The sequence below is a fragment of the Castellaniella hirudinis genome (assembly GCF_047468865.1).
GTDB classification, from domain to species: domain Bacteria; phylum Pseudomonadota; class Gammaproteobacteria; order Burkholderiales; family Burkholderiaceae_B; genus Castellaniella; species Castellaniella hirudinis_A.
Map to the genome: position 1 here is coordinate 97,744 of NZ_JBLGTV010000005.1, position 18,865 is coordinate 116,608.

The following is an 18,865-nucleotide window of genomic DNA, read 5'->3' on the forward strand; positions in this document are numbered from 1 at the left end:
GCGACGTTTTCAAAGTGTGTCCCGGAGATGTTTCTTCATGACGGATTAACGAAATGACCCTATCGGCTTCTCCTCCCGGCGCGATTAGTTGCGGGTTGCGCCAGGGCGGGGCGAAGCAATCTTTAGAAAGTGGCGAATACCTTGGGTGCTGGGCCGGTCCCCAGCGTGTAGACGCTCAGTGGCCCGGCGGCGGTGCCTGGCATGCCGGGGGCACCCACGGGCATCCCCGGGATGGAGAGTCCTTTGATGGGGAGATGGTCGGCCAGCATCTGCTTGATGTACTTGGCGGGCACGAGACCTTCCACTACATACCCCTCTACCAGCGCAGTGTGACAACCCGCCAGATTGGTCGGTATGTGGTACTTCTCCTTGACCGAAGCGAGAGCTGTCGTGTTAATGGTCTCCACCGTAAAACCGTTAGCTTCAAGGTGCTCAGCCCATCGGTCGCAGCAGCCACAGTTAGGGCTTTTGTACATTTTGACCGGAATGCCGGCAGCCATCGCCGAGAGTGGAAAGCCCAGGGCGAGTGCGAGAACCAATGTTTTGAGATGACGCATGGTGATGCTCCTGTAGAGAGATTGTTGTAAAGATGCAAAGAGGGGCGTGTCATGGGAACAACCCCCGTTGCGGTTGGATCGGGTGGCCCAGGCGCTTCAAGTCTGATCGCCTGAAACAGCAATCGTCGCAGGCGCGAGGCAGATGCCTTGCGTGTTGCAGGCCTGGACGCGCACCAGCATATGGTCGCCTGGCGTACTGTCCAGGTTTTTCACAGGGATGACCGTACCGTCTTCGTAGACCAGGATGTCCGTGCCATCGATCGTGATGTCGCTGCTCTTTCCGGGCGGGTAGGTGGCCTGCGCCGCACGTTGCGAGCCGTTATGTTCGATCATGATCGTCGAGGCGATCAGATTCTCAAGCGAGGCGGGGTTGGCGTTGACGTGCCAATCCTTGCCAATATGCAAGGTCACGACGCCATCCGCTCCAGTCCTGGTGAGAGAGGCGGTCACATGTGTCGATGAATCCATGAAACCGCTGCTGGCTGCTGTTGCGTAGTCAGCAGCAGACCCGGTGGGTGGTGCAAAGAGCTGGCGCCAACCGAAGAGCACGCCCACTGTTGCGAGAATGAGGGCCACCCCTAGGGTTGCCGCCCTGCGTTTGCTGCTTTTCATTCAAGATCCTCCTGAGGTCCTACTGCTTTCAATGCCTTCACCAGACTTGCGCTCGTGAACAAGCCGGAAAAATCCCGCACTTTGCGCCCCTCGCGATCAAGAACAGCAAGAAACGGCAAACCCACGCCGCCATAGGAAGCGAGCAGGTGCTCGAGTGCCAGATCGGGGTGCGTCAGGTCTGCCTGAAACGCAACAACGCCCGAGCGGGCAACGGCCTGAACCACGGTGCTGTCCTCGTAAGTGGTTTTCTCGAGCACCTTGCAATTGATGCACCACTGCGCTGTGAATTCCACGATGGCGGGGCGCCCGAGCGTAGGCAGTGCGGAAACATCGGCCGCCCGTAGCGGTTGCCAGGCGATCATGTGGCCGGGGGACTTCTCGGGGCCTGCCCCGGCGTAGGCGGAAGCCAGGGCGATGACGCTCACGGAGAGCGCCACGGCGCGTGAGCCACGATCGGCCGCGCGCCAGAAGCGGTAGGCCGCCCAGGCGAGCACCCCTGCGAACAAGGCGGCCCAGAGAGGCGCCACCCACGAGGCCGGGAGGACGCTTTGGAGGTAGAAAAGCGCCGCCGCAAGCAAGAGCCACCCAAAGCTCTGACGAATGACTTCCGTCCAGGCGCCTGCACGCGGCAGGTGCTTCAAAAGGCCGGGGCGAAGGAGTAGCACGACATAGGGGAGTGCAAGCCCGAGGCCGATCGACACGAAGAGGGCGACGATATTGGCCGCTGGCTGGGCAAGCGCAAATACCAGGACACCGCCCAAGAGGGGACCCGTGCAGGGCGTCGAAAGTAGCGCTGAAATGAGGCCGGAGAAAAAAGGTTCAAGGAATTTTCCCCCGCGTAAAGTGGCGACGGCGTTTGGGACAGGTAGGCCGCGCCCGAGAAAGTTCATCGCAGCAAACGCCGTCAACACAGTACCGAGAACGATCAACAGGGCGCGCGATTGAAACAGCACTCCCCATTGCCACTGCAATAGGGCGGTGGCAATGCCCAGTGCAGCGAAGAACAGCACCGATCCTGCCGTGAAGAGCGCGGCGGATGCGATACGGACCTTCAGGTGGTCGCCCGTGGCGTTCAGCACCGCGCGAACCTTGAGCGGGACGGCTGGTAGCACGCAGGGCGTCAGATTCAAGAGGAGCCCTGCGCCTATGGCGAGCAGAATCTGGGTGAAAAGCCAGGAAGACATTTCAGGGCCTCACGCTGGCGTTTGCGCTGGCTGGACCTCGTAATCACGCATGAGGCCCATCGCCGCGTGCTCCAGCATGTGGCACTGGTAGGCATAGCTTCCGGTGAAGTCTGCAAAACGCATGAGAAGCTTCACCCGCTCGTTGGGCATCAAAAGCACGGTGTCTTCCCAACCGTCGTCGACACAGCCCTCGACCACGCCCACACCCTGCGGGCTATTGCGCCGCTCCAGCACTTGGAACTGCAGGCCGTGCAGGTGAATGGCGTGCGCCATCATCATGTTGTTGACGAACTCCCAGACCTCGGTCGTGCCAAGTTTCACGATTTCGTCGGGCGTGACCTCGTTCATCTGGAAGCTGCGGCCATTGAAGCCCCACCGCATGTGGCCCATGGTCACCCGGAAGATCCGGGGGTGATCACGATTCACCGCGTCTTCAGCCCGCAGCCGCGTGAGTGTGGAAAGGTGCTGCGGCAGCTCGAGTACTTCGTCTGCCTTTTGTGTCACGGCCACTTTGAGGATCACAAAGCGCGCGCCGTCGGCCAGGGATGAACCACTCATCATGCGGCTCATCATGTTTCCCATCATGCCGCCACCCATCATCCCCTCGCCCATCGTGCTTTCCATCATGCCCGACATGCCATCGAAGGCGAGACTCATGAGCGCGAGCTGTGTGCCCACTGCGTCCTGGCTGAAGTCCGCCCAGAGCTCGATGCGCTGGCCGGGGGTGAGCATCACGTAGTCTTTCTGTACGGGGCGTTCAAGCAGGCCGCCACCGGTGGCGATCACCGTCAGTGGCCGGCCGTCTTCCCAGCCGAGCTTGTAGGTGCGAGCGTTCGATGCGTTGAGCACGCGCAGGCGGTAGGCGTGCGTGGCGACTTTGAGCGTGGCATCGGGCTTGCCATTCACCAGGATGGTGTCGCCAAAGAACCCCATCATGCGGGTCATCATGCCGCTCATGCCGCCCGACATCATGCCACCCATCATGCCATCGCTCGTCCCGTCCCCTGACATCATGCCCTGGCCGCCCATCATGCCTGAGCCGCCCCTCGTGCTGCTCCCCATTCCGGGCGCCTGGGGTGGGGAGCCGTGCGCGGGCGCAGCTTCGGGGCCCGTGCCAGCCAGGTAGTGCAGGTGGTTGTTGTCCCCAAAGATTCGGTCCTGGATGACGAGCGGCACATCGTATTCGCCACGGGGCAACGCCAGGGCCTGCTCTTCATCGTCCGTCACGAGCAGGAGCCCGGCAAGCCCGAAGTACACCTGCTCGGGTGTGTGGCCGGCGGCCATCGCGTGATACCAGTAGGTGCCTGCGCGGTCACGCACCTCGAATTCGTAGCGGTAGTGCTCGCCTGGTTTCACCTCGTAGCGCGGCAGCCCCATCATGTCGGCCGGCACATGCAGCCCATGCCAGTTGACGATGCTGGGCTGGTCGGTGTGGTTCACGAAGTCGACGCGCAGCTTCTGGCCGCGTCGCACGCGCAGGGTGGGCCCGAGGTACCCGCCGGGGGATGCATGCACGCTTGCCGGGTCGCCTTTTACCACTTGCGCCTCGTAGGTCCACACGGGCGTCGCGGGCCCCGAGCGCAGTGCAACGCTTTGAGGGCTGGCCGTCAACTCCAGCGCGACGTCGGGTTCAAAGGCATTGCCTCCCTCTTTCGTGACAGGAGTTGCTTCAACCGGCGGCAAGCCGGCGAGAAGCGCTGCGGCGCTTGTGCCGGCATAGCCCAGAAAGGTGCGGCGGGTGATGAAGTGATGTGTTGTCATGCTGACCTCTATATCGATGCCTGTTGCTACCAGACGATGCGGGGAATCCGAGCGTCACAGCCGTCCGCACCCGCCTACTTCTTGAATAGGTATTTGATGAGTGCCGCGATCAGAAGGATGAGGAGGACGAGCACTAGCAGCCCGCCGATACCCATCAACCCCATCATGCCGCCGCACGTCACGCTGCCGCCCATCATCGATTCGCTCCAGGTTCAGCCAGGGTAGTTGGAGCTTTCATGGGCGCATGGTCCTGTTCCAAAACTCGCGCCGGTGAGAATTCTATTTGCGGTGCCTGGAGGGCAGTTTGGTCAGGACTGGCGGGCTCAGCCGTCCGATCTGGTTGAGTGCCAGAGCACGATGCGCCGTTCGAGTCCGTGTGCTTCATCATCTTCATGCAGAGGCCCATCATGAGTGCGCAGGGCAGCACCGCGAGAAGTGTGGAGAGCGCTCCAAGGGTTGCCAGCCGGTCCCAGCCAGCCGTCAGGCCCACTGCGACAAATGCGCCGGATGCGGCACCCAGCCAAAACTTGTGGCGAGCGGCCCAGTTGCCGAAGGCAACCCGTTGGGGTGTGTCGAAGATAGTTGTCGAAGATGTTTTCATCATGTGTTCCTCTTGTGATCTGGAGATCCGGGAGCGCCAGCCGAAACGGGCCCTCGGGGTCTGTTGTCTGATTGCAGCCCGCTGCGGCCCGCGCATGGACGGGCGCAGCCGATTAGGCTGGCACGCGCGCAGCAGGAGACGGACTACGGGTGACCGCTTACCGATTAGGTGTTGCGGCGGATTGTCAGATCAGAAAACGACAGTCGCGGATAGACAGCGGCGGCGAAATGGCCCTGAACAGGCCGGGGGGAGGCTGAACGGATGGCGTTGCAGCGAAGGCGCCAGAAGGGGCACCAAGAAGGCCAATGCTCCACAAGCCTGCGGCGTGCGGGAAGGCCTTGAGTTTGTGAACGAGAGGGACGTTGCTGCTGGCACTCACCTGCACTGCGCACAGACTTGGCAGTGCCGCATCAATCTGTGTGCAGTCTGCGTACGCCGTCTGCATGTTGGGCATTGACCCAGCGTCACCCGTGAACGTCGGCGGACATCCGTACGCTGCTGAAGCCAGCTGCACGAACAGCAGGCTCAGCATTGCCGCGAGGGCAATAAGAAGGCGCTTCGTATGACTTGTTCTCGTGAGCATGTGGGTGACCCTTTGAGGCTGGGTTATTGCAAGAAAATCACCTTGACCCCAACCTCGTCACTTTAAACCTTTTCACAATGGGAAGGTCAACAAGGGCCTGCGAGTCCTGCGTTCTTTCCAGTGGCTGTGATTCTTCCGCCAGCGCGTCGATAATCGGACACTCGGCTCCGCCACCTCCCGCATCGCACTGCTGCACCAGATCGTCCAGCACTCGCCGCATAGCGGCGAGGTCCGCCATCTTCTGCTCGATCGACGTGAGCTTGTGAGCGGCGAGTGCGCGCGTGTCGTGGCAAACGCGGGCTGCGTCCAGCGCAAGCAGTGTGCCAATCTCCGATAGCGTGAACCCCAGCGCCTGTGCGCGCTTGATGAAACGCACCCGCTTGACCTGCTCGGCCGGGTAGCGTCGCTGGCCACCGGGTGGTTTCGGAGGCTCATCCAGCAGGCCACGCCGCTGGTAGTAGCGGATCGTCTCCACGTTCACCTCAGCCGCCTTTGCCAGCTTGCCGATTGTCAGTGCTGCCGCCATCCGTTTCTCCCTCGCTTGACTTCGTACCTCGGTACGGGATTTAGAGTAGCACCTGAGCAGATAGGTGCAAGGAAATGGCATGGCACGATTCACTGGCAGAGGTTCTCTGATGGCAGGTACTTTGGCGGCCGTTGGCGCGTCGGTGTGCTGCGTGGGCCCGCTCATACTGCTTGCACTTGGCGCAGGGGGAGCCTGGGTGGGAAACCTTACGGCGATGGAGCCGTACCGGCCCGTCTTCATTGGCCTCACGCTGCTGTTTCTCGCGCTTGCGTTTTGCAGACTCTATCTGCTGCCGGCGGTTTGCTCACCGGGCGCCTCCTGCTGCAGTCCGAACGTGCGCTTGCGGCAGCGGCGAGTGTTCTGGCTTGTCACCGCGTTGCTGCTTGGCCTATTGGCCGTTCCGTGGTTCGCTCCACTGTTCTACTGAAAGGAGATTCCTATGCGCAAGTTGCTGCTGGTCGCGCTCTTGGCTCTGTCTGCGACGACACTCGCCGCTACCCCCGAAACGGTAACACTTGATGTGCAGCGCATGACCTGCGAGACCTGCCCGATCACGGTCAAGGCGGCGTTGAAAAAGGTGCCGGGGGTGAGTGTTGTCAAAGTCGACTATGCGAAGAAAACCGCTACCGTCACCTACGACCCGGACAAGGCGCAACTCACGGCGCTGACTACTGCCACGACCAACGTGGGCTACCCGTCCACAGTGCAGAAGAAGTGATCTCACCATGAATAACGTGATCCTCGAATCCGTCCTTGCCTGTCCGCGTTGCGGCCACCGTCAGAAGGAAACTATGCCTACCGATGCGTGCCTCTTCTTCTACCGGTGCAGTCAATGCGAGGCGTTGCTGCGGCCCAAGCCGGGCGACTGCTGTGTGTTCTGTTCTTGGGGGGATGTGCCTTGTCCGCCCATACAGGCGAGTCGCAATAGTTGTAGTTGCGCGCAAACGTAAGGCAGCTTTACTCTCATCGTCAGCCGTCGTCGGTTTTCTCGCTCGTGTCTTGCTTGGCCTTCCTACGGAGATGCCAGGTGAGCGGCGGGACACATATCACAGCGCATTAAGTCGGACCGTCCTTCGTCCGGTAGCAGCGCTCGCCGCGCGGCCGGCATCCGCAGTCCATTCCCACGGGCGCGGGCAGCCATTGCCCTGATCTCGCCGCCCAAAACGCCGACTGTATCACTGTGCTCCTTTCTGCAAGGGGTGCGCGTTGTCGGGTACTCACCCGGTCCCTTCGTTTCTCTTCGTTCTCCTTCGGGCTGCGGCTTGCGTGCCCGCCCCTTTCCGGTCGTCCCTTCGTAATCCAGCGCGGCAAGGCGACGAACTCACGGCAACGGTGGCACTCCGGGCCAGAGGTAGGTCTGCGGACACCGCAAAACCTACGAAAGGCTCGGAATCTTCGGCCCCGGTAGCCGGTTAACCCCGAAAGGAGAAAGCACTCATGAACACGAACAGCACCGCCGCGCTGAGCTATGACAACATGAACGACGCACACCCCTTGTATGTGCGCAGCCCCAGCGGACGCTACAAGCCTGCCACGGATAGCCAGATTCTGGCGGCAGGCCGCGAAGCCGCCGTTAGCCTGATTTCCATGGACAATGCACTGGGTAACCCCCAGCGGGTAAGGTCATTTTTTCAGTCCAAACTGGCCGGGCTTGGCCACGAATGCGCCGCTTTCCTATACCTGGATGCACAGCTGCGGCCTATCCGCTACATCGAACAGGCCATGGGGACGCTGAGCCAGGCGAACATCTACCCGCGCGAGATCGTCAAAACGGCACTCCGCCTGAATGCGGCTGCGCTTTTCATGGCACATAACCATCCATCAGGGATCGCGGAACCCAGCGCTGCCGACGTGCATCTGACACGGCAACTGAAACAGGCGCTGGCTCTGATCGATGTCCGGATACTGGACCATATCGTGGTGAGTGCAACAGAGACCACATCGCTGGCCGAACGCGGGCAAGTGTAGGAGGAACCAGGGCAGGGCGGGGGATCCGCCCCGCCCGACTGCAGGCGGGGATGTGAGCATGATCGGCTGATCATGAAGCAGGAGCCGGGAGAAGTCGGTTTTGCCAGATACGGATGAAGCAACAAGGCCGACCGGGTCAGGGTGCCCCAGTCGGCCTTGTCGTCTGGTGCCGCTGGCAAAGGTCACTGCTGGAATGCGGGCCATGGCCCAGTCAGAGCCCCGAGGGTGCGGGGCTAGTGGCGCTCGCCGCGCGGCTGCCGCGTGGGGTCATCGTCTGGATCGGGCCGTGATCCCATCTTCCGTGACTCCCGCCGCCTGAAACGCCGACGTGTACCACTTTCGCTTCTCGCTGCAAGGGGTGCGCGTTGCCAGGTACTCACCCGGTCCCTGCGCCTTCGGCTTCGGGCTGCGGCTTGCGTGCCTGCCCCTTTCCGCTCGGCGCTGCGTGGTCCAGATCGGCACGGCGACGGAACTCACGGAAGACGGCGGCAAGACCGGGAAACCAGCGTCAACCCCACACGGCGGATTGACGTTCCGGCTCAAGAATCTTCGGATCCGGTCAGCTGAAAAAGCAGTTCAACTTTTGTTTTGGAGAATCAGACCATGAACACCTATGAAGCCAAACAGGCAGCCCGCAAGGCCCGCTATGAAGAACGTGCGGGGCAGGCACACGCACAGTCGGATGCGGTCGCATCCCAGGCCAGCCGCATGGCTGATGCCATCCCCATGGGCCAGCCCATCCTGGTGGGGCACTATTCCGAAGGCCGCGACCGCCGCTATCGGGAACGGATCAGCCGAGGTTTTGAACAGTCCGTCGAGTTGCAGAAGAAGGCCGAGCACTACGCCAGAAAGGCCGCATCGGTAGGCAAGGGCGGGATTTCCAGCGACGACCCGGCTGCCATCGAGAAACTGCAGGCCAAGCTCGCCAGCCTGCAGGCCATTCAGGAAACGATGAAGGCGATCAACGCCATTTTGCGCCGCCACGCGAAGGCTGGGGCTGATGCGCAGGTGGCCGCCCTGGTGGAATCCGGCCTGACCTATGCGGAACGCGCCCGCGAGCTGGTGACGCCTGACTATGCCGGTCGGGTCGGCTTTGCGCCGTATCAGCTGCAGAACAACAACGCCAACATCCACCGCATCATGGCCCGTATCAAGGAGCTGGAAGACGCCACCGAGCGCACCGAGACCGAGCAGGCAGGAGACGGCTACACCTACCGCGAGGATCCGCAGGAAAACCGCGCCATGTTCCTGTTTGACAGCAAACCGGCCAAGGACACCCGCGACGTGCTCAAACGCTGCGGCTTTCGCTGGAGCCCGATGCGCAGCGCCTGGGTCCGCCAGCTGACCGGTAACGCCCAATGGGCCGCCAAGGACGTGATCCGCCACTTGGACGCATTGAACCAGGCCTGATCAGCTTATTCGCCCTGGGCCGGATTTCGGCCTGGGGGCATCAACCCAGACTTTAATCATAGGAGAATCACCATGGCATCACTGAACCGCGCCACCCTCATCGGCAACCTGGGCAAGGATCCAGAGATCCGCTACACCCCGGACGGCGCCGCCGTCTGCAACGTGTCGATTGCCACCACCAGCACCTGGCGCGACAAGGCCAGCGGCGAGCGCCGCGAAGAAACCGAATGGCACCGCATCGTGTTTTACGGCCGCCTGGCCGAGATCGCAGGCGAATACCTGAAGAAGGGCCGCACCGTGTTTGTGGAAGGGCGCCTGAAGACCCGCAAATGGCAGGACAAGGAGAGCGGCACCGACCGCTACAGCACCGAGATCATCGCCGACCAGATGCAGATGCTGGGCGGACGGGATGACGGCCAGGCGGGAGAAGCGAAGGCAGCGACTGCGGCAGGCCGGGCGAAGGGACGTAGCGGGCAGGTTCCGGCTTCGGCCCCTACGGCTGGATCCGCCGCGCTGGAGGAGTCGGATATTCCGTTTTGAGAGACTGCATGACCTCGGCTGGATGATCCCGGCCGGTCCTGCATGGCATCTTGGCCCGGCTTTGCCCGGGCCTTGTTGCGTTCTGGCTGTTGGTTTTTGTGGGCTGCTGCTGGTGGGCCTGGTGGTGGCCATCCTGGATCCGCCTGTGCATCCTGTGGCCTGCCTGGTGCTGATATGTATGGCCCCGTTCCCCGGCTTCGCCTGGGGCCCTGTGCCGTGACGCTGCCTGTCCGGTTCCCGGCCAGGCTGGGCCGTTCAGTCCCCAAATTCGCTGCGCTCATTTGTGGCCTTAAACGTCCCACACATGACGCACCCCTGGCGGGGTGGGGAAAGGCTTTGTGGATCAATGGCTTGCTGGAAACGGGCCTGTGTTGGCGATGTAGGACAGATAGGGCACTGGAATGGCGCAAGCCATTGATCCAGCGGGAAGAACGGCGGCCACGACTGTGGCCGAATGGCGCGTAGACATTTCGGCCGAGACAAGAAGTTTCATTTCAGAGCCATGCTGGATACGCTGCGGATACAGGTGGGAGGCAAGAGCGAGACGGCAGGGTGACAGGCGCAGGGCATGGCGAAGGCAAGCAGAATACGTCCTAAAAGCGTTATAAGGGCATCCGGCAGACAGTCTGAATACGGATGGTCGGTATTTCATCCCCCTACGGTTAGTTCTGATGGTTTCGCTGAATTCTGGATCCCGATGGCCGTCTTGGAAATGGCGGCAAGGCTTGGTTGGTGGGTATCCGGATTGAGCGCAAGTCTGTATCCTTTGCGCCTGGTCCACAGCACAGAATTGGTCAGTCTACGTGTCAGTCAATTGGAACGCGGGAGTCATGCGATGGAAGCCTCATGTGGATGGGGCAGGCCAGGTATTCGGGCTGAGTCATCTGCATCCCTTCAGATATGAAGTCACTCTGGAGGCCAAGGCGGGTTTACCGGCGCGGGTGGTTCTGGTTCATGTGGGATTTGGCATGCACTGCTTCACCCGCAAGAGCGAGAGCGATGATGACCCAGGCAACCGTTATGCCGACGACCGCGAGACCCGCACATTTTCACTGGAGCGCTATCAGCTTTCCAGAGAACTGCCCAAGATTGTTCGAACGCTGGGTGTACGGCGCTGTGGCTTTGCCAAGGACGACAACTATGTGACCGTGGACCTGCCCACGGTAGATGGCCAGTCCATCCGGTATGCAGTGTTCTTCAATGTGAAAGCCTGGAGGGAGCAGGGAATCGATAGCGTCCTGCTGGTCGTGCAGAGCGCGTATGTACTCAGTACCGGAAAGCCGGATCCGGGCAAAGGCAAGGTGGGATTCAATGTGCTTCTGGGCAGTGTGCTTCGAGGGCAGAGGCCCAGAAAGCCCAGATAGGTGCAGCGGAGCCCACAAAAGCGAAGGCCCCAACAAGTGGGGCCCCGTAGTCTGGCGTCTGTTACCTCCGCACTGGGCGGAACCACTTGCGTGGCAGTCAACGCTTTTGCCCTATGGGCTCACCAGCTATTGCGTTGGTCGTATTGTCTCAAGTTGCTGCCTGGCTGTCAATGAGTATGGCGACATGAGTATGGCGGCTTGCTGGGATTGGGCAGCAAGTACAAGTTTACTGCCACGCCAATTCCTGATCCGGTTCTGCTGGCTGGATCTCTGCTTCAGCTGTGCCATGAATCGGTAGATCGTGGTGTAGCCCGCCGATGTCATGCGCCAGCCCCTTGACCCCCAGCCGATCCACCCGTTCTGGCAGTTTGTCGGCATCATCCGTGAACACCACAACCTCATGCCGCTCGCGCGAGATGCTGACGTAGTAGGTATCCTGGGCCGTGGTGCGGCTGAAACTTTCCGCGTTGTACAGCACCCGGTCGCAGGTCAGACCCTGGGCGCTATGCGCCGTGGTGGTGTAGGCATAGTCCAGATGCAGCGGTTGATCGGTGGGCAGCGTGATGCTTCTGCTGCCAGTTTCAATGGTGACGGTGCTGGCCTCGATGGCGACGACCCGCGCCAGCTGGCCGTTGACCAGGTCGTGTTGGGCATAGTTGCGCGTGATGCGCACCTGGTCGCCCATGGACAGTTCCGATTCGTTCAGGTGATAGACCGAGAGCTTGCTCATGGTGCGGGGGATGATCTCGATGGGCTCAGGTTTTGATGCGCCAGGGTTCACCGCCTGCACCGTGATGCGGTCATGACGTGGGCTACCGGTTACCCAGTACAGCTCGCCGCGTTTCAGGCCGCACTGGTAATCGCGTTCGGGCACGACGATATCACCCACGGTGTAGTACCGGGAGACACTGCGCTCAGCCCGAGTGGTGTCGTGGCGGGCCAGCAGCTGGCAGCGCTGGCCCTTGCCTTCCAGGCCGCGCAGGGCGTGGATGCGGGCATTGATCGCCTGGCGCGAGGCATTGGTGCCGGTCACGACGATCGTGCTGGCTTGTTGATCGGCGGGCAGCTCCATATAGGCCTGGGCGATGGCTTCATACCGCGCAGAACAATCGCGCGTTTTCTGACCATGCTCATCGATGCTGAACTGATCCGGGATGGTCAGCACCCGATCCAGCAAGGGCAGGGAGCGGCTGGCCTGGCCATGGGCGGCCAGCTGCACAGCATGGCGCAGCCGTTCGGATCGTTGGCGCTGGATGTCGCCCATGAGTACGGTCTTCATGCCGTGTTCCTGCAGCATGGCAAAGGCGCGGCCGGCCTCGATGGCCTTGGTCTGGGCTGTGTCACCCAGCAGCACCACCTTCGCGCCGGTAGGCTGGATGAGCGCCAGGAGCTTGTCCATCTGGCGCACGGGCACGACCCCGGCCTCGTCGATCACCACCACGGTCTGCGGGCCCAGCTGGCTGGTGAAGGGCCGCTTGTCGCGGGCGGAGAGCACCGAGGCCACGGTATTGGCCGGGACGCCGTCCTTGCGCAGATTGCGAACCATGCCGCCATAGGGTGCAAGTGCCACCAGACTGTGGCCCTGTTGCTGCAGGATGGTCTGGGCGTTTTGCAGCGCGAAAGACTTGCCGGTCCCGGCCAAGCCCTGGATGCCGCTGATCTGATCGGTGTCGCTGGCAATCAGCATCACGGCTTCGCGCTGCCCTGGGGTCAGGCGCTCATCCAACCCGGCTTCGGCTGCGGTGCTGGCGATGGGAGCCTGCCAGGCGCGGCGGCCGCTGGCTTCAGCTGTCAGGATCCGGGATTCGGCCTCATAGGCCTTGCGCGTGGCGTAGCGGGGGCTTTCCATCAAGAGCCGCCCTTGGGTGATGGCCTGATCGACCAACTGCAGGGCGGATTCATGCGAAGTCCCGCGCAGGTGCACGACTTCGGCGGCCCAGCCGTCTCGGGTCATGGGCGCATCCTTCATGTCCTGCGTGCTGCGGTAGTGTGGGGCTTCCTGGATCAGTGTCCCTGCCCGTACGTGGGTCTGGATGGCCGACTGGATGGCGGTGATATCCGTATGACCGCCCGCGTGGCGCACGGCGCTTTGCAGCAGATCAGCCAGCGGCATGACGGATTCGCGCTCGGCCAGGTGCTGGATCGCCCAGTCCAGCGATGCCTGGGCCACCAGATTAGAGGCCTTGCTGGTGTCCTGCCGTGGCTGGATGGTCGCCTGCAGGCCTGTCGGGTCAAACCGCATGCCGATGGCGCGGGCAGTTGCCTGCCATTCCTGCTGCAGCTCGGCTCGGCTGTAAGCCTGGGTCTTCTCCTGCCGGTGGGCGAGGGTGATGCCCTGGCGCAGGGCGTGTGGGGCCTGGTCGCGGCTGGTGCCGCGTGCGGCCAGCTCCGCCGTGATGCCCGCGCTGCGCTTGCTGAAGAATTCGATCTGCTCCCGGTTGATATGGGCAAGCTCGATATGGTTCTTCTCGTGGCGCACGTCATAGCCCAGCGCCCGGACATTGCGCTCCAGCGTCGCCTGGTAGATAGAGTCCGTGACGCGCAGGAGTTGGAAAATCTGTTCGTTGGACAGTGCCACCCACTGACCGTCGGCCCGCTGCGTCAGGTTCATGAGCAGCGCGTGGACGTGCAGATGCGGGTCCGGTGCAGCGTCTTCCGTGGGCCGGGCCGTTTCGTGGCGAAACTTGGCAATGATGAGATTGCCCGTATGCTCCACCCGCGACTTGCCGTTTTCCTTCCTGCGGCCCATGGCCAAGTGCTGTTCGACGTAAGTCAGGGCCGTGGCCACGGCATCATCGTTCGCCCGGATCAGGCGCTCGTCGCCACCGATGAGTGCCTGCAACGTGATGCTTTTGGGGGCACCGAAGGTCAGATCCAGCGCCGCGCGGGCCTTGGCGTCCTTGCGCACGGATTGACTGGCCGTGATGCCGTGGCCAAAATCACCCTGCAGCATAGCTTTGAACCGGGCGGGATCGATGACACCGACTGCGCCCAGGCGCCGGGCACCTTCGCCTTGCCAGGTCGCAGCGCTGCCGTCTCGGCTGTAATAGTCGTCGGCCTGATCGGCATAGTAGTGGGTCGCAAGGGCCGCACGGGCCCGATAGATCTGGCTATGCGAGATCATGGGTGCTCCGGAAAGTGGGGGTGGTAAAAGATTAGCCAGCAGACGCGAAAGGTGCGCCGATGCTGGCTGTTGGCGGGAAGGGCAAGGGGATTACACAGGGTTTTCCACAGGAGCTGTGGATTAACACGGTCAGCTATCGGCCAGGAGCAGACACAGCCTCCTCAGCTGAGGTATGTTTCTTTAGAGACTCTATAGATAACAAAACTTTGCATATTGGCCCAGAAGTGAGCAACTTTACTAGCGCAAATTAGGATAATGAAGACCAATGATTTATAGAGTTCAAAAATGAGTATGCAGAGTTTTTTGAAACGTCGTCGATCGCCCGAGCATAGATACAACGGCAATATTTGTTTCCTCTACTCTTCGAAGATTTCCGAACGCGTTGACTTAGAACGTGCATGCCGCATACTGGTCCAATCCGATGCGTTCAACTTTGCGCTCTGCAGTCGAGGTGCGCTCTATTACCGGTCGGAGCGTTCGGTCACCTGCGACAAGCTGCTGATAGAGCAATCATTAGATGGACAAGGAAGTTCAATTATTGGCCTTGAGAAATTCTTGGCATGCCATCCAACTGACGCAGCAACAATGGGTGTATGGAAGGCGCTCCACCTTCTGAACTCTGATAGCAAGTTTTCGAATGGCGCATCCTCGTTTCCGGTGGATAGTGTGAGAATCCAGGTCAGCCCTGTAGCAATCCGCTTAGATGGTGATGACGCGTACTCTCTTTGTACTCCAATGATCCGGCTTTACGAGGATGGAACCATTAGCGTGCTTTTTGAACTATTGCCTGGGTTCGAAAAGCGGTCAGTCTCCGAAATTGTGAGTGATAAAGTCAATGCCGCGATGCGTGAAACTAAGTCATTGCAGGTAAGCGTACCATTATATCGGGCGGCTCTTGAACAACAATTTTCGTCCATGCCGCTAGCTACCAGGTGGCGCCAATTTTCCGCGTTCAAGAGGTTAATGCAGAATGCCCCTTTAACTCAGGAATCATTCGAGCTCGGTGGTGACAAGTACAACCTAGTCGAGCTAATGCTAACGAATCATCTCAGCCTTTCCGATATAGCGAGAAATATAATTTCGATTATTGAGCGCTCATTGGACATTGGAAAGGTCCCTCAGCGACCACAAAGACTGGCAAAACAGTGGATGTCAAGAAACTTGAGCGGATGGTTTGGAAAGCCGATTTTGATAGTTTCGTCACACGACGGGCAATGTTTGCGGTTCACTTCGTGGCCCCCACGCTGCAGAAATACCACCATGCGGCGGCTGCCGTAGAACGGGTGGCGGGTGTACTCCTCGTCGATCAGCCGCATGTACAGCAAGTCTTCATCACTGGCCAGATTGGCGGGCCTGCGGCCATAGAAAGTTGCCCGGGGCACCTGCGCGAGCTCTCACTGGCGAGTAATCGACAGGGACGTGTCCTGCATGACCCAGTTCATCCGTACGTCTGCGTTCATAGTCCGGACTTTTTTTTGAGCCAATCCAATTCCATCTTCAGGCGCCCGATCTCGCTGTACAAGCGGTCCTCGTCGGCGTGCTCTGCAGGCTTTGGGCCACGCTTGCTGGCAAACAGCGTGGCTGCCTGTTCCTGGATTGCCTTCTTCCACTGGCTGACCACCACGGGATGCACACCGTACTGTTGTCCTATTTCGTTGAGCGTCTTCTCCCCGCGGATCGCTTCCATGCCCACCTTCGCCTTGAATTCTGCGCTGTGAACCTTGCGTTTCTTAACCTCTGTCACGCTGCTTTCCTCCTCGGATTACAGCTTAAACCGCTGTCTCGATTTCGGGGTCCACTTTAAACTCCCTAATTGTTCGAGACAAGGGGGATTGCTCAATATGCAATCGTTCTGCAGCACGCCCAAAGTGCAATTCCTCTGCTACCGCTATAAAGCAGCGTAGGTGTCGAAATTCCATCGAACCTCACTTAGAACCTTAACACTGGCGGAAGCTATCAACATGACGCAATCAATGCACCAAAGCCTGTGCAACATCATGCGGAGTGCGTCATGATAGGTCAGTGGCATCGTCAAGCGCTCCTCTTACATCCATTTGAAATTGAAAATAATGGCATAAATAATATTGATTCAACCCAATACTACGTAAGCTATCAGAAGGACAACCATTTATCCGAAAATGACAAAAATGTAATTGATGAGTAATCGAATTGTCAGGGCAAATCAAGTTTCATATGGCATGATGTAATGAGTATACGTACATCATGGGGCGCTGTCGGCTTCGTGACTCCGTCGTCCAGTCTTGCAGCAGAGGCCATTGTGACAAATACAAGCTCACCTTCGGGACATAAGCACCACCACGCAGAATCATCCGGCCATGCCTCCGGGCTGACGGATCCCGTATGTGGCATGCACGTCACAAAAGATTCGCCCAATCACCTTGAGCATGCAGGCAGGCATTTCCATTTTTGCAGCACGAAGTGTCTGGAAAAATTCAAGCACGATCCTGAAAAGTTCATCGCCCCGCAAAGGAAGGACGAAGCCACTTCTCAAGAAGCCGCGCCCGGCACGATCTATACCTGCCCCATGCATCCAGAAATCCGGCAAGACCATCCCGGAAGCTGTCCGAAATGCGGCATGGCGCTAGAACCACTGATGCCCACCCTGGAAGACGACAACCCAGAGCTGAAGGATTTTTCGCGGCGCTTCTGGTGGACCTTGCCCTTCACGGTCGTCGTGACAGTACTGGCCATGTTCGGCCCCCAACTCGGCTGGTTCAGCATGGCCACCCAAACATGGATTGAGCTGGTGTTGTCGATTCCAGTGGTACTGTGGGCCGGCCAGCCATTTTTTATAAGGGGCTGGCAATCGGTCATCAACCGCAGCCCCAATATGTGGACGCTGATTGGTCTAGGTACAGCCGCAGCCTTCATCTACAGCGTTGTTGCTACGGTAACACCGGAAGTCTTCCCGGAAACCTTCATGTCCATGGGCCGGATCGCCGTCTACTTCGAAGCGGCGGTGGTCATCATCTCGCTCACGTTATTTGGCCAGATGCTCGAACTGCGCGCGCGCTCCCAGACCTCCGCGGCCATCAAATCGTTGCTGGGACTCGCTCCGAAAACAGCCCGCCGAATCAACGCGGACGGTACGGAAGAAGACATCCCCCTTGCCCATGTCCACGAAGGCGACCGCTTGCGGGTGCGTCCCGGTGAGAAAGTGCCTGTCGATGGAATGGTGGAAGAAGGCGCCAGTTCCCTGGATGAATCCATGCTCACCGGCGAACCGTTGCCGGTCAGCAAACGCCCCGGCGACAAGGTGATTGGTGCGACCATGAATACCTCCGGCGCCCTAGTGATCAGGGCTGAAAAAGTCGGCTCGGCCACCGTGCTTTCGCAAATTGTTCAGCTCGTCGCTCAGGCGCAGCGCTCTCGTGCGCCAATGCAGCGCATGGCGGATCAGGTGGCCGGCTACTTCGTGATGGCGGTTGTGGCGATTGCCATTCTTACCCTGATTGTCTGGGGACTGGTGGGCCCGCAACCCAGCTGGGTGTATGGCTTGATCAACGCCGTCGCCGTGCTCATTATCGCTTGCCCCTGCGCCCTGGGACTGGCTACGCCCATGTCCATCATGGTGGCCACCGGCCGTGGCGCCACGCAAGGCGTGCTGTTTCGCGACGCGGCAGCCATCGAGAACCTCCGCAAGGTCGATACCCTGATCGTCGACAAGACAGGCACCCTGACCGAGGGGCGCCCGGCATTCGAGCAAGCTGTTCCCGCCGGCGACCTGCCCGCCGACGAAGTGCTGCGACTGGCGGCAAGCCTGGACCAGGGCAGCGAGCATCCGCTCGCCGACGCGATCGTCGACGCCGCGCGCGGGCGCGGGCTGCGCCTCAGCGCCGTCAACGACTTCGAATCCGGCAGCGGCATCGGCGTGCGCGGGAAGGTGGACGGCAAACGCCTCATCCTGGGCAACACCGCGCTGATGGATCAGGAAGGGGTGGATGCCGGCGTCATGGCCGATACCGCCGAATCATTACGCACCCAAGGCGCGAGCGTCATGTACTTGGCGGCGGACAGTCGCTTGCTCGGCTTGCTGGCCGTCTCGGATCCGATCAAACAAAGCACACCAGAAGCCGTGCGAGAACTGCAGAACGCTGGCATTCGCGTCATCATGGCCACGGGTGACGGTGTCGCCACCGCCAACGCTGTGGCGCAACAGTTGGGTATCGATGAGGTGCACGGTGAAGTCAAGCCGGCTGACAAGCTGGAGCTTGTCAGCAAGCTTCAGACGCAAGGCCGGATTGTTGCCATGGCGGGCGACGGCATCAATGATGCTCCTGCCCTGGCCAAGGCGGATGTAGGCATTGCCATGGGCACCGGCACTGACGTCGCCATGAATAGCGCCCAAGTCACGCTCGTCAAAGGCGACTTGCGCGGCATCTCCATTGCCCGCCACTTGTCCGAAAAAACGATTGGCAATATGAAGCAGAACCTGGGTTTTGCGTTCATTTATAACGCGCTGGGTGTGCCGCTGGCCGCCGGGGTCCTGTATCCGTTCGTAGGCCTGCTGCTTTCCCCGATGTTCGCCGCCCTGGCGATGAGTTTGAGTTCGGCATCGGTGGTGTTTAACGCTCTCAGGCTGCGAAAATCGGTATAAGAGGCCTCCGGTAAGCG

Annotated in this window: 15 protein-coding genes and 2 pseudogenes; 8 read left to right on the forward strand and 9 right to left on the reverse strand. The window is 60.4% G+C overall.

Features of this window, described 5'->3' with window-relative positions:
* Positions 1-122: 122 nt before the first annotated feature.
* From ACMHYJ_RS08515 to merR, 6 genes are all read right to left on the reverse strand, one after another.
* Complete coding sequence (locus tag ACMHYJ_RS08515; protein WP_414245789.1) at positions 123-557, reverse strand: DUF411 domain-containing protein; 435 nt, start codon at positions 555-557, stop codon at positions 123-125.
* A 96-nt stretch (positions 558-653) separates the two neighbouring features.
* Positions 654-1,169 carry a protein-disulfide reductase DsbD domain-containing protein gene (locus ACMHYJ_RS08520; protein ID WP_414245790.1) on the reverse strand — a complete coding sequence of 172 codons (516 nt, stop codon included), beginning with the start codon at positions 1,167-1,169 and terminating at the stop codon, positions 654-656.
* Complete coding sequence (locus tag ACMHYJ_RS08525; protein WP_414245791.1) at positions 1,166-2,353, reverse strand: protein-disulfide reductase DsbD family protein; 1,188 nt, start codon at positions 2,351-2,353, stop codon at positions 1,166-1,168. Before ACMHYJ_RS08525 ends, ACMHYJ_RS08520 begins: the two co-directional genes overlap by 4 nt.
* Before the next feature lie 9 nt (positions 2,354-2,362).
* Complete coding sequence (locus ACMHYJ_RS08530) at positions 2,363-4,114, reverse strand: multicopper oxidase family protein (RefSeq protein WP_414245792.1); 1,752 nt, start codon at positions 4,112-4,114, stop codon at positions 2,363-2,365.
* Between the two features lie 74 nt (positions 4,115-4,188).
* The gene (locus ACMHYJ_RS08535) at positions 4,189-4,311 is read right to left on the reverse strand and encodes a hypothetical protein (protein ID WP_414245793.1); all 123 of its coding nucleotides are present in this window, start codon (positions 4,309-4,311) and stop codon (positions 4,189-4,191) included.
* Between the two features lie 1,024 nt (positions 4,312-5,335).
* Positions 5,336-5,824 carry an Hg(II)-responsive transcriptional regulator gene (gene merR / locus ACMHYJ_RS08540; protein ID WP_346952968.1) on the reverse strand — a complete coding sequence of 163 codons (489 nt, stop codon included), beginning with the start codon at positions 5,822-5,824 and terminating at the stop codon, positions 5,336-5,338.
* 79 nt (positions 5,825-5,903) lie between these two features.
* Here merR and ACMHYJ_RS08545 point away from each other — a divergent pair, with 79 nt between their 5' ends.
* The 7 genes from ACMHYJ_RS08545 to ACMHYJ_RS08575 all read left to right on the forward strand — a co-directional run bounded on the left by ACMHYJ_RS08545 (position 5,904) and on the right by ACMHYJ_RS08575 (position 11,106).
* Positions 5,904-6,251 (forward strand): mercuric transporter MerT family protein, encoded by a 348-nt coding sequence (locus ACMHYJ_RS08545; RefSeq protein WP_346952967.1) that lies wholly within the window; start codon positions 5,904-5,906, stop codon positions 6,249-6,251.
* A gap of 12 nt (positions 6,252-6,263) precedes the next feature.
* Positions 6,264-6,542, forward strand: coding sequence for a mercury resistance system periplasmic binding protein MerP (gene merP / locus ACMHYJ_RS08550; protein ID WP_414245794.1), 279 nt, complete (start codon positions 6,264-6,266; stop codon positions 6,540-6,542).
* A 7-nt stretch (positions 6,543-6,549) separates the two neighbouring features.
* Positions 6,550-6,774: a GDCCVxC domain-containing (seleno)protein gene (locus ACMHYJ_RS08555; RefSeq protein WP_346952965.1), complete on the forward strand. Its 225-nt coding sequence runs from the start codon at positions 6,550-6,552 to the stop codon at positions 6,772-6,774.
* A gap of 487 nt (positions 6,775-7,261) precedes the next feature.
* Positions 7,262-7,792 carry a JAB domain-containing protein gene (locus ACMHYJ_RS08560; RefSeq protein ID WP_346952964.1) on the forward strand — a complete coding sequence of 177 codons (531 nt, stop codon included), beginning with the start codon at positions 7,262-7,264 and terminating at the stop codon, positions 7,790-7,792.
* Positions 7,793-8,395: 603 nt separating this feature from the next.
* On the forward strand, positions 8,396-9,202 hold the full coding sequence (locus ACMHYJ_RS08565; RefSeq protein ID WP_414245795.1) for a DUF3560 domain-containing protein: 807 nt from the start codon (positions 8,396-8,398) through the stop codon (positions 9,200-9,202).
* 72 nt (positions 9,203-9,274) lie between these two features.
* Positions 9,275-9,742: a single-stranded DNA-binding protein gene (ssb, locus tag ACMHYJ_RS08570; RefSeq protein ID WP_414245796.1), complete on the forward strand. Its 468-nt coding sequence runs from the start codon at positions 9,275-9,277 to the stop codon at positions 9,740-9,742.
* An 830-nt stretch (positions 9,743-10,572) separates the two neighbouring features.
* A complete protein-coding gene (locus ACMHYJ_RS08575) occupies positions 10,573-11,106 on the forward strand; it encodes a hypothetical protein (protein ID WP_368644365.1) in 534 nt (177 codons plus the stop codon).
* A 226-nt stretch (positions 11,107-11,332) separates the two neighbouring features.
* Here ACMHYJ_RS08575 and mobF read toward each other — a convergent pair whose 3' ends face one another.
* The 3 genes and pseudogenes from mobF to ACMHYJ_RS08590 all read right to left on the reverse strand — a co-directional run.
* Positions 11,333-14,230, reverse strand: coding sequence for a MobF family relaxase (gene mobF, locus ACMHYJ_RS08580; RefSeq protein ID WP_368644364.1), 2,898 nt, complete (start codon positions 14,228-14,230; stop codon positions 11,333-11,335).
* A 1,217-nt stretch (positions 14,231-15,447) separates the two neighbouring features.
* A pseudogene (locus tag ACMHYJ_RS08585) lies at positions 15,448-15,974 on the reverse strand (IS3 family transposase); the annotation flags it as partial.
* Between the two features lie 49 nt (positions 15,975-16,023).
* Positions 16,024-16,149, reverse strand: a pseudogene (locus ACMHYJ_RS08590) (LysR family transcriptional regulator); the annotation flags it as partial.
* Between the two features lie 449 nt (positions 16,150-16,598).
* Between ACMHYJ_RS08590 and ACMHYJ_RS08595 the strand changes: the two are divergent.
* A complete protein-coding gene (locus ACMHYJ_RS08595) occupies positions 16,599-18,848 on the forward strand; it encodes a heavy metal translocating P-type ATPase (RefSeq protein ID WP_407932667.1) in 2,250 nt (749 codons plus the stop codon).
* Positions 18,849-18,865 lie beyond the last annotated feature (17 nt).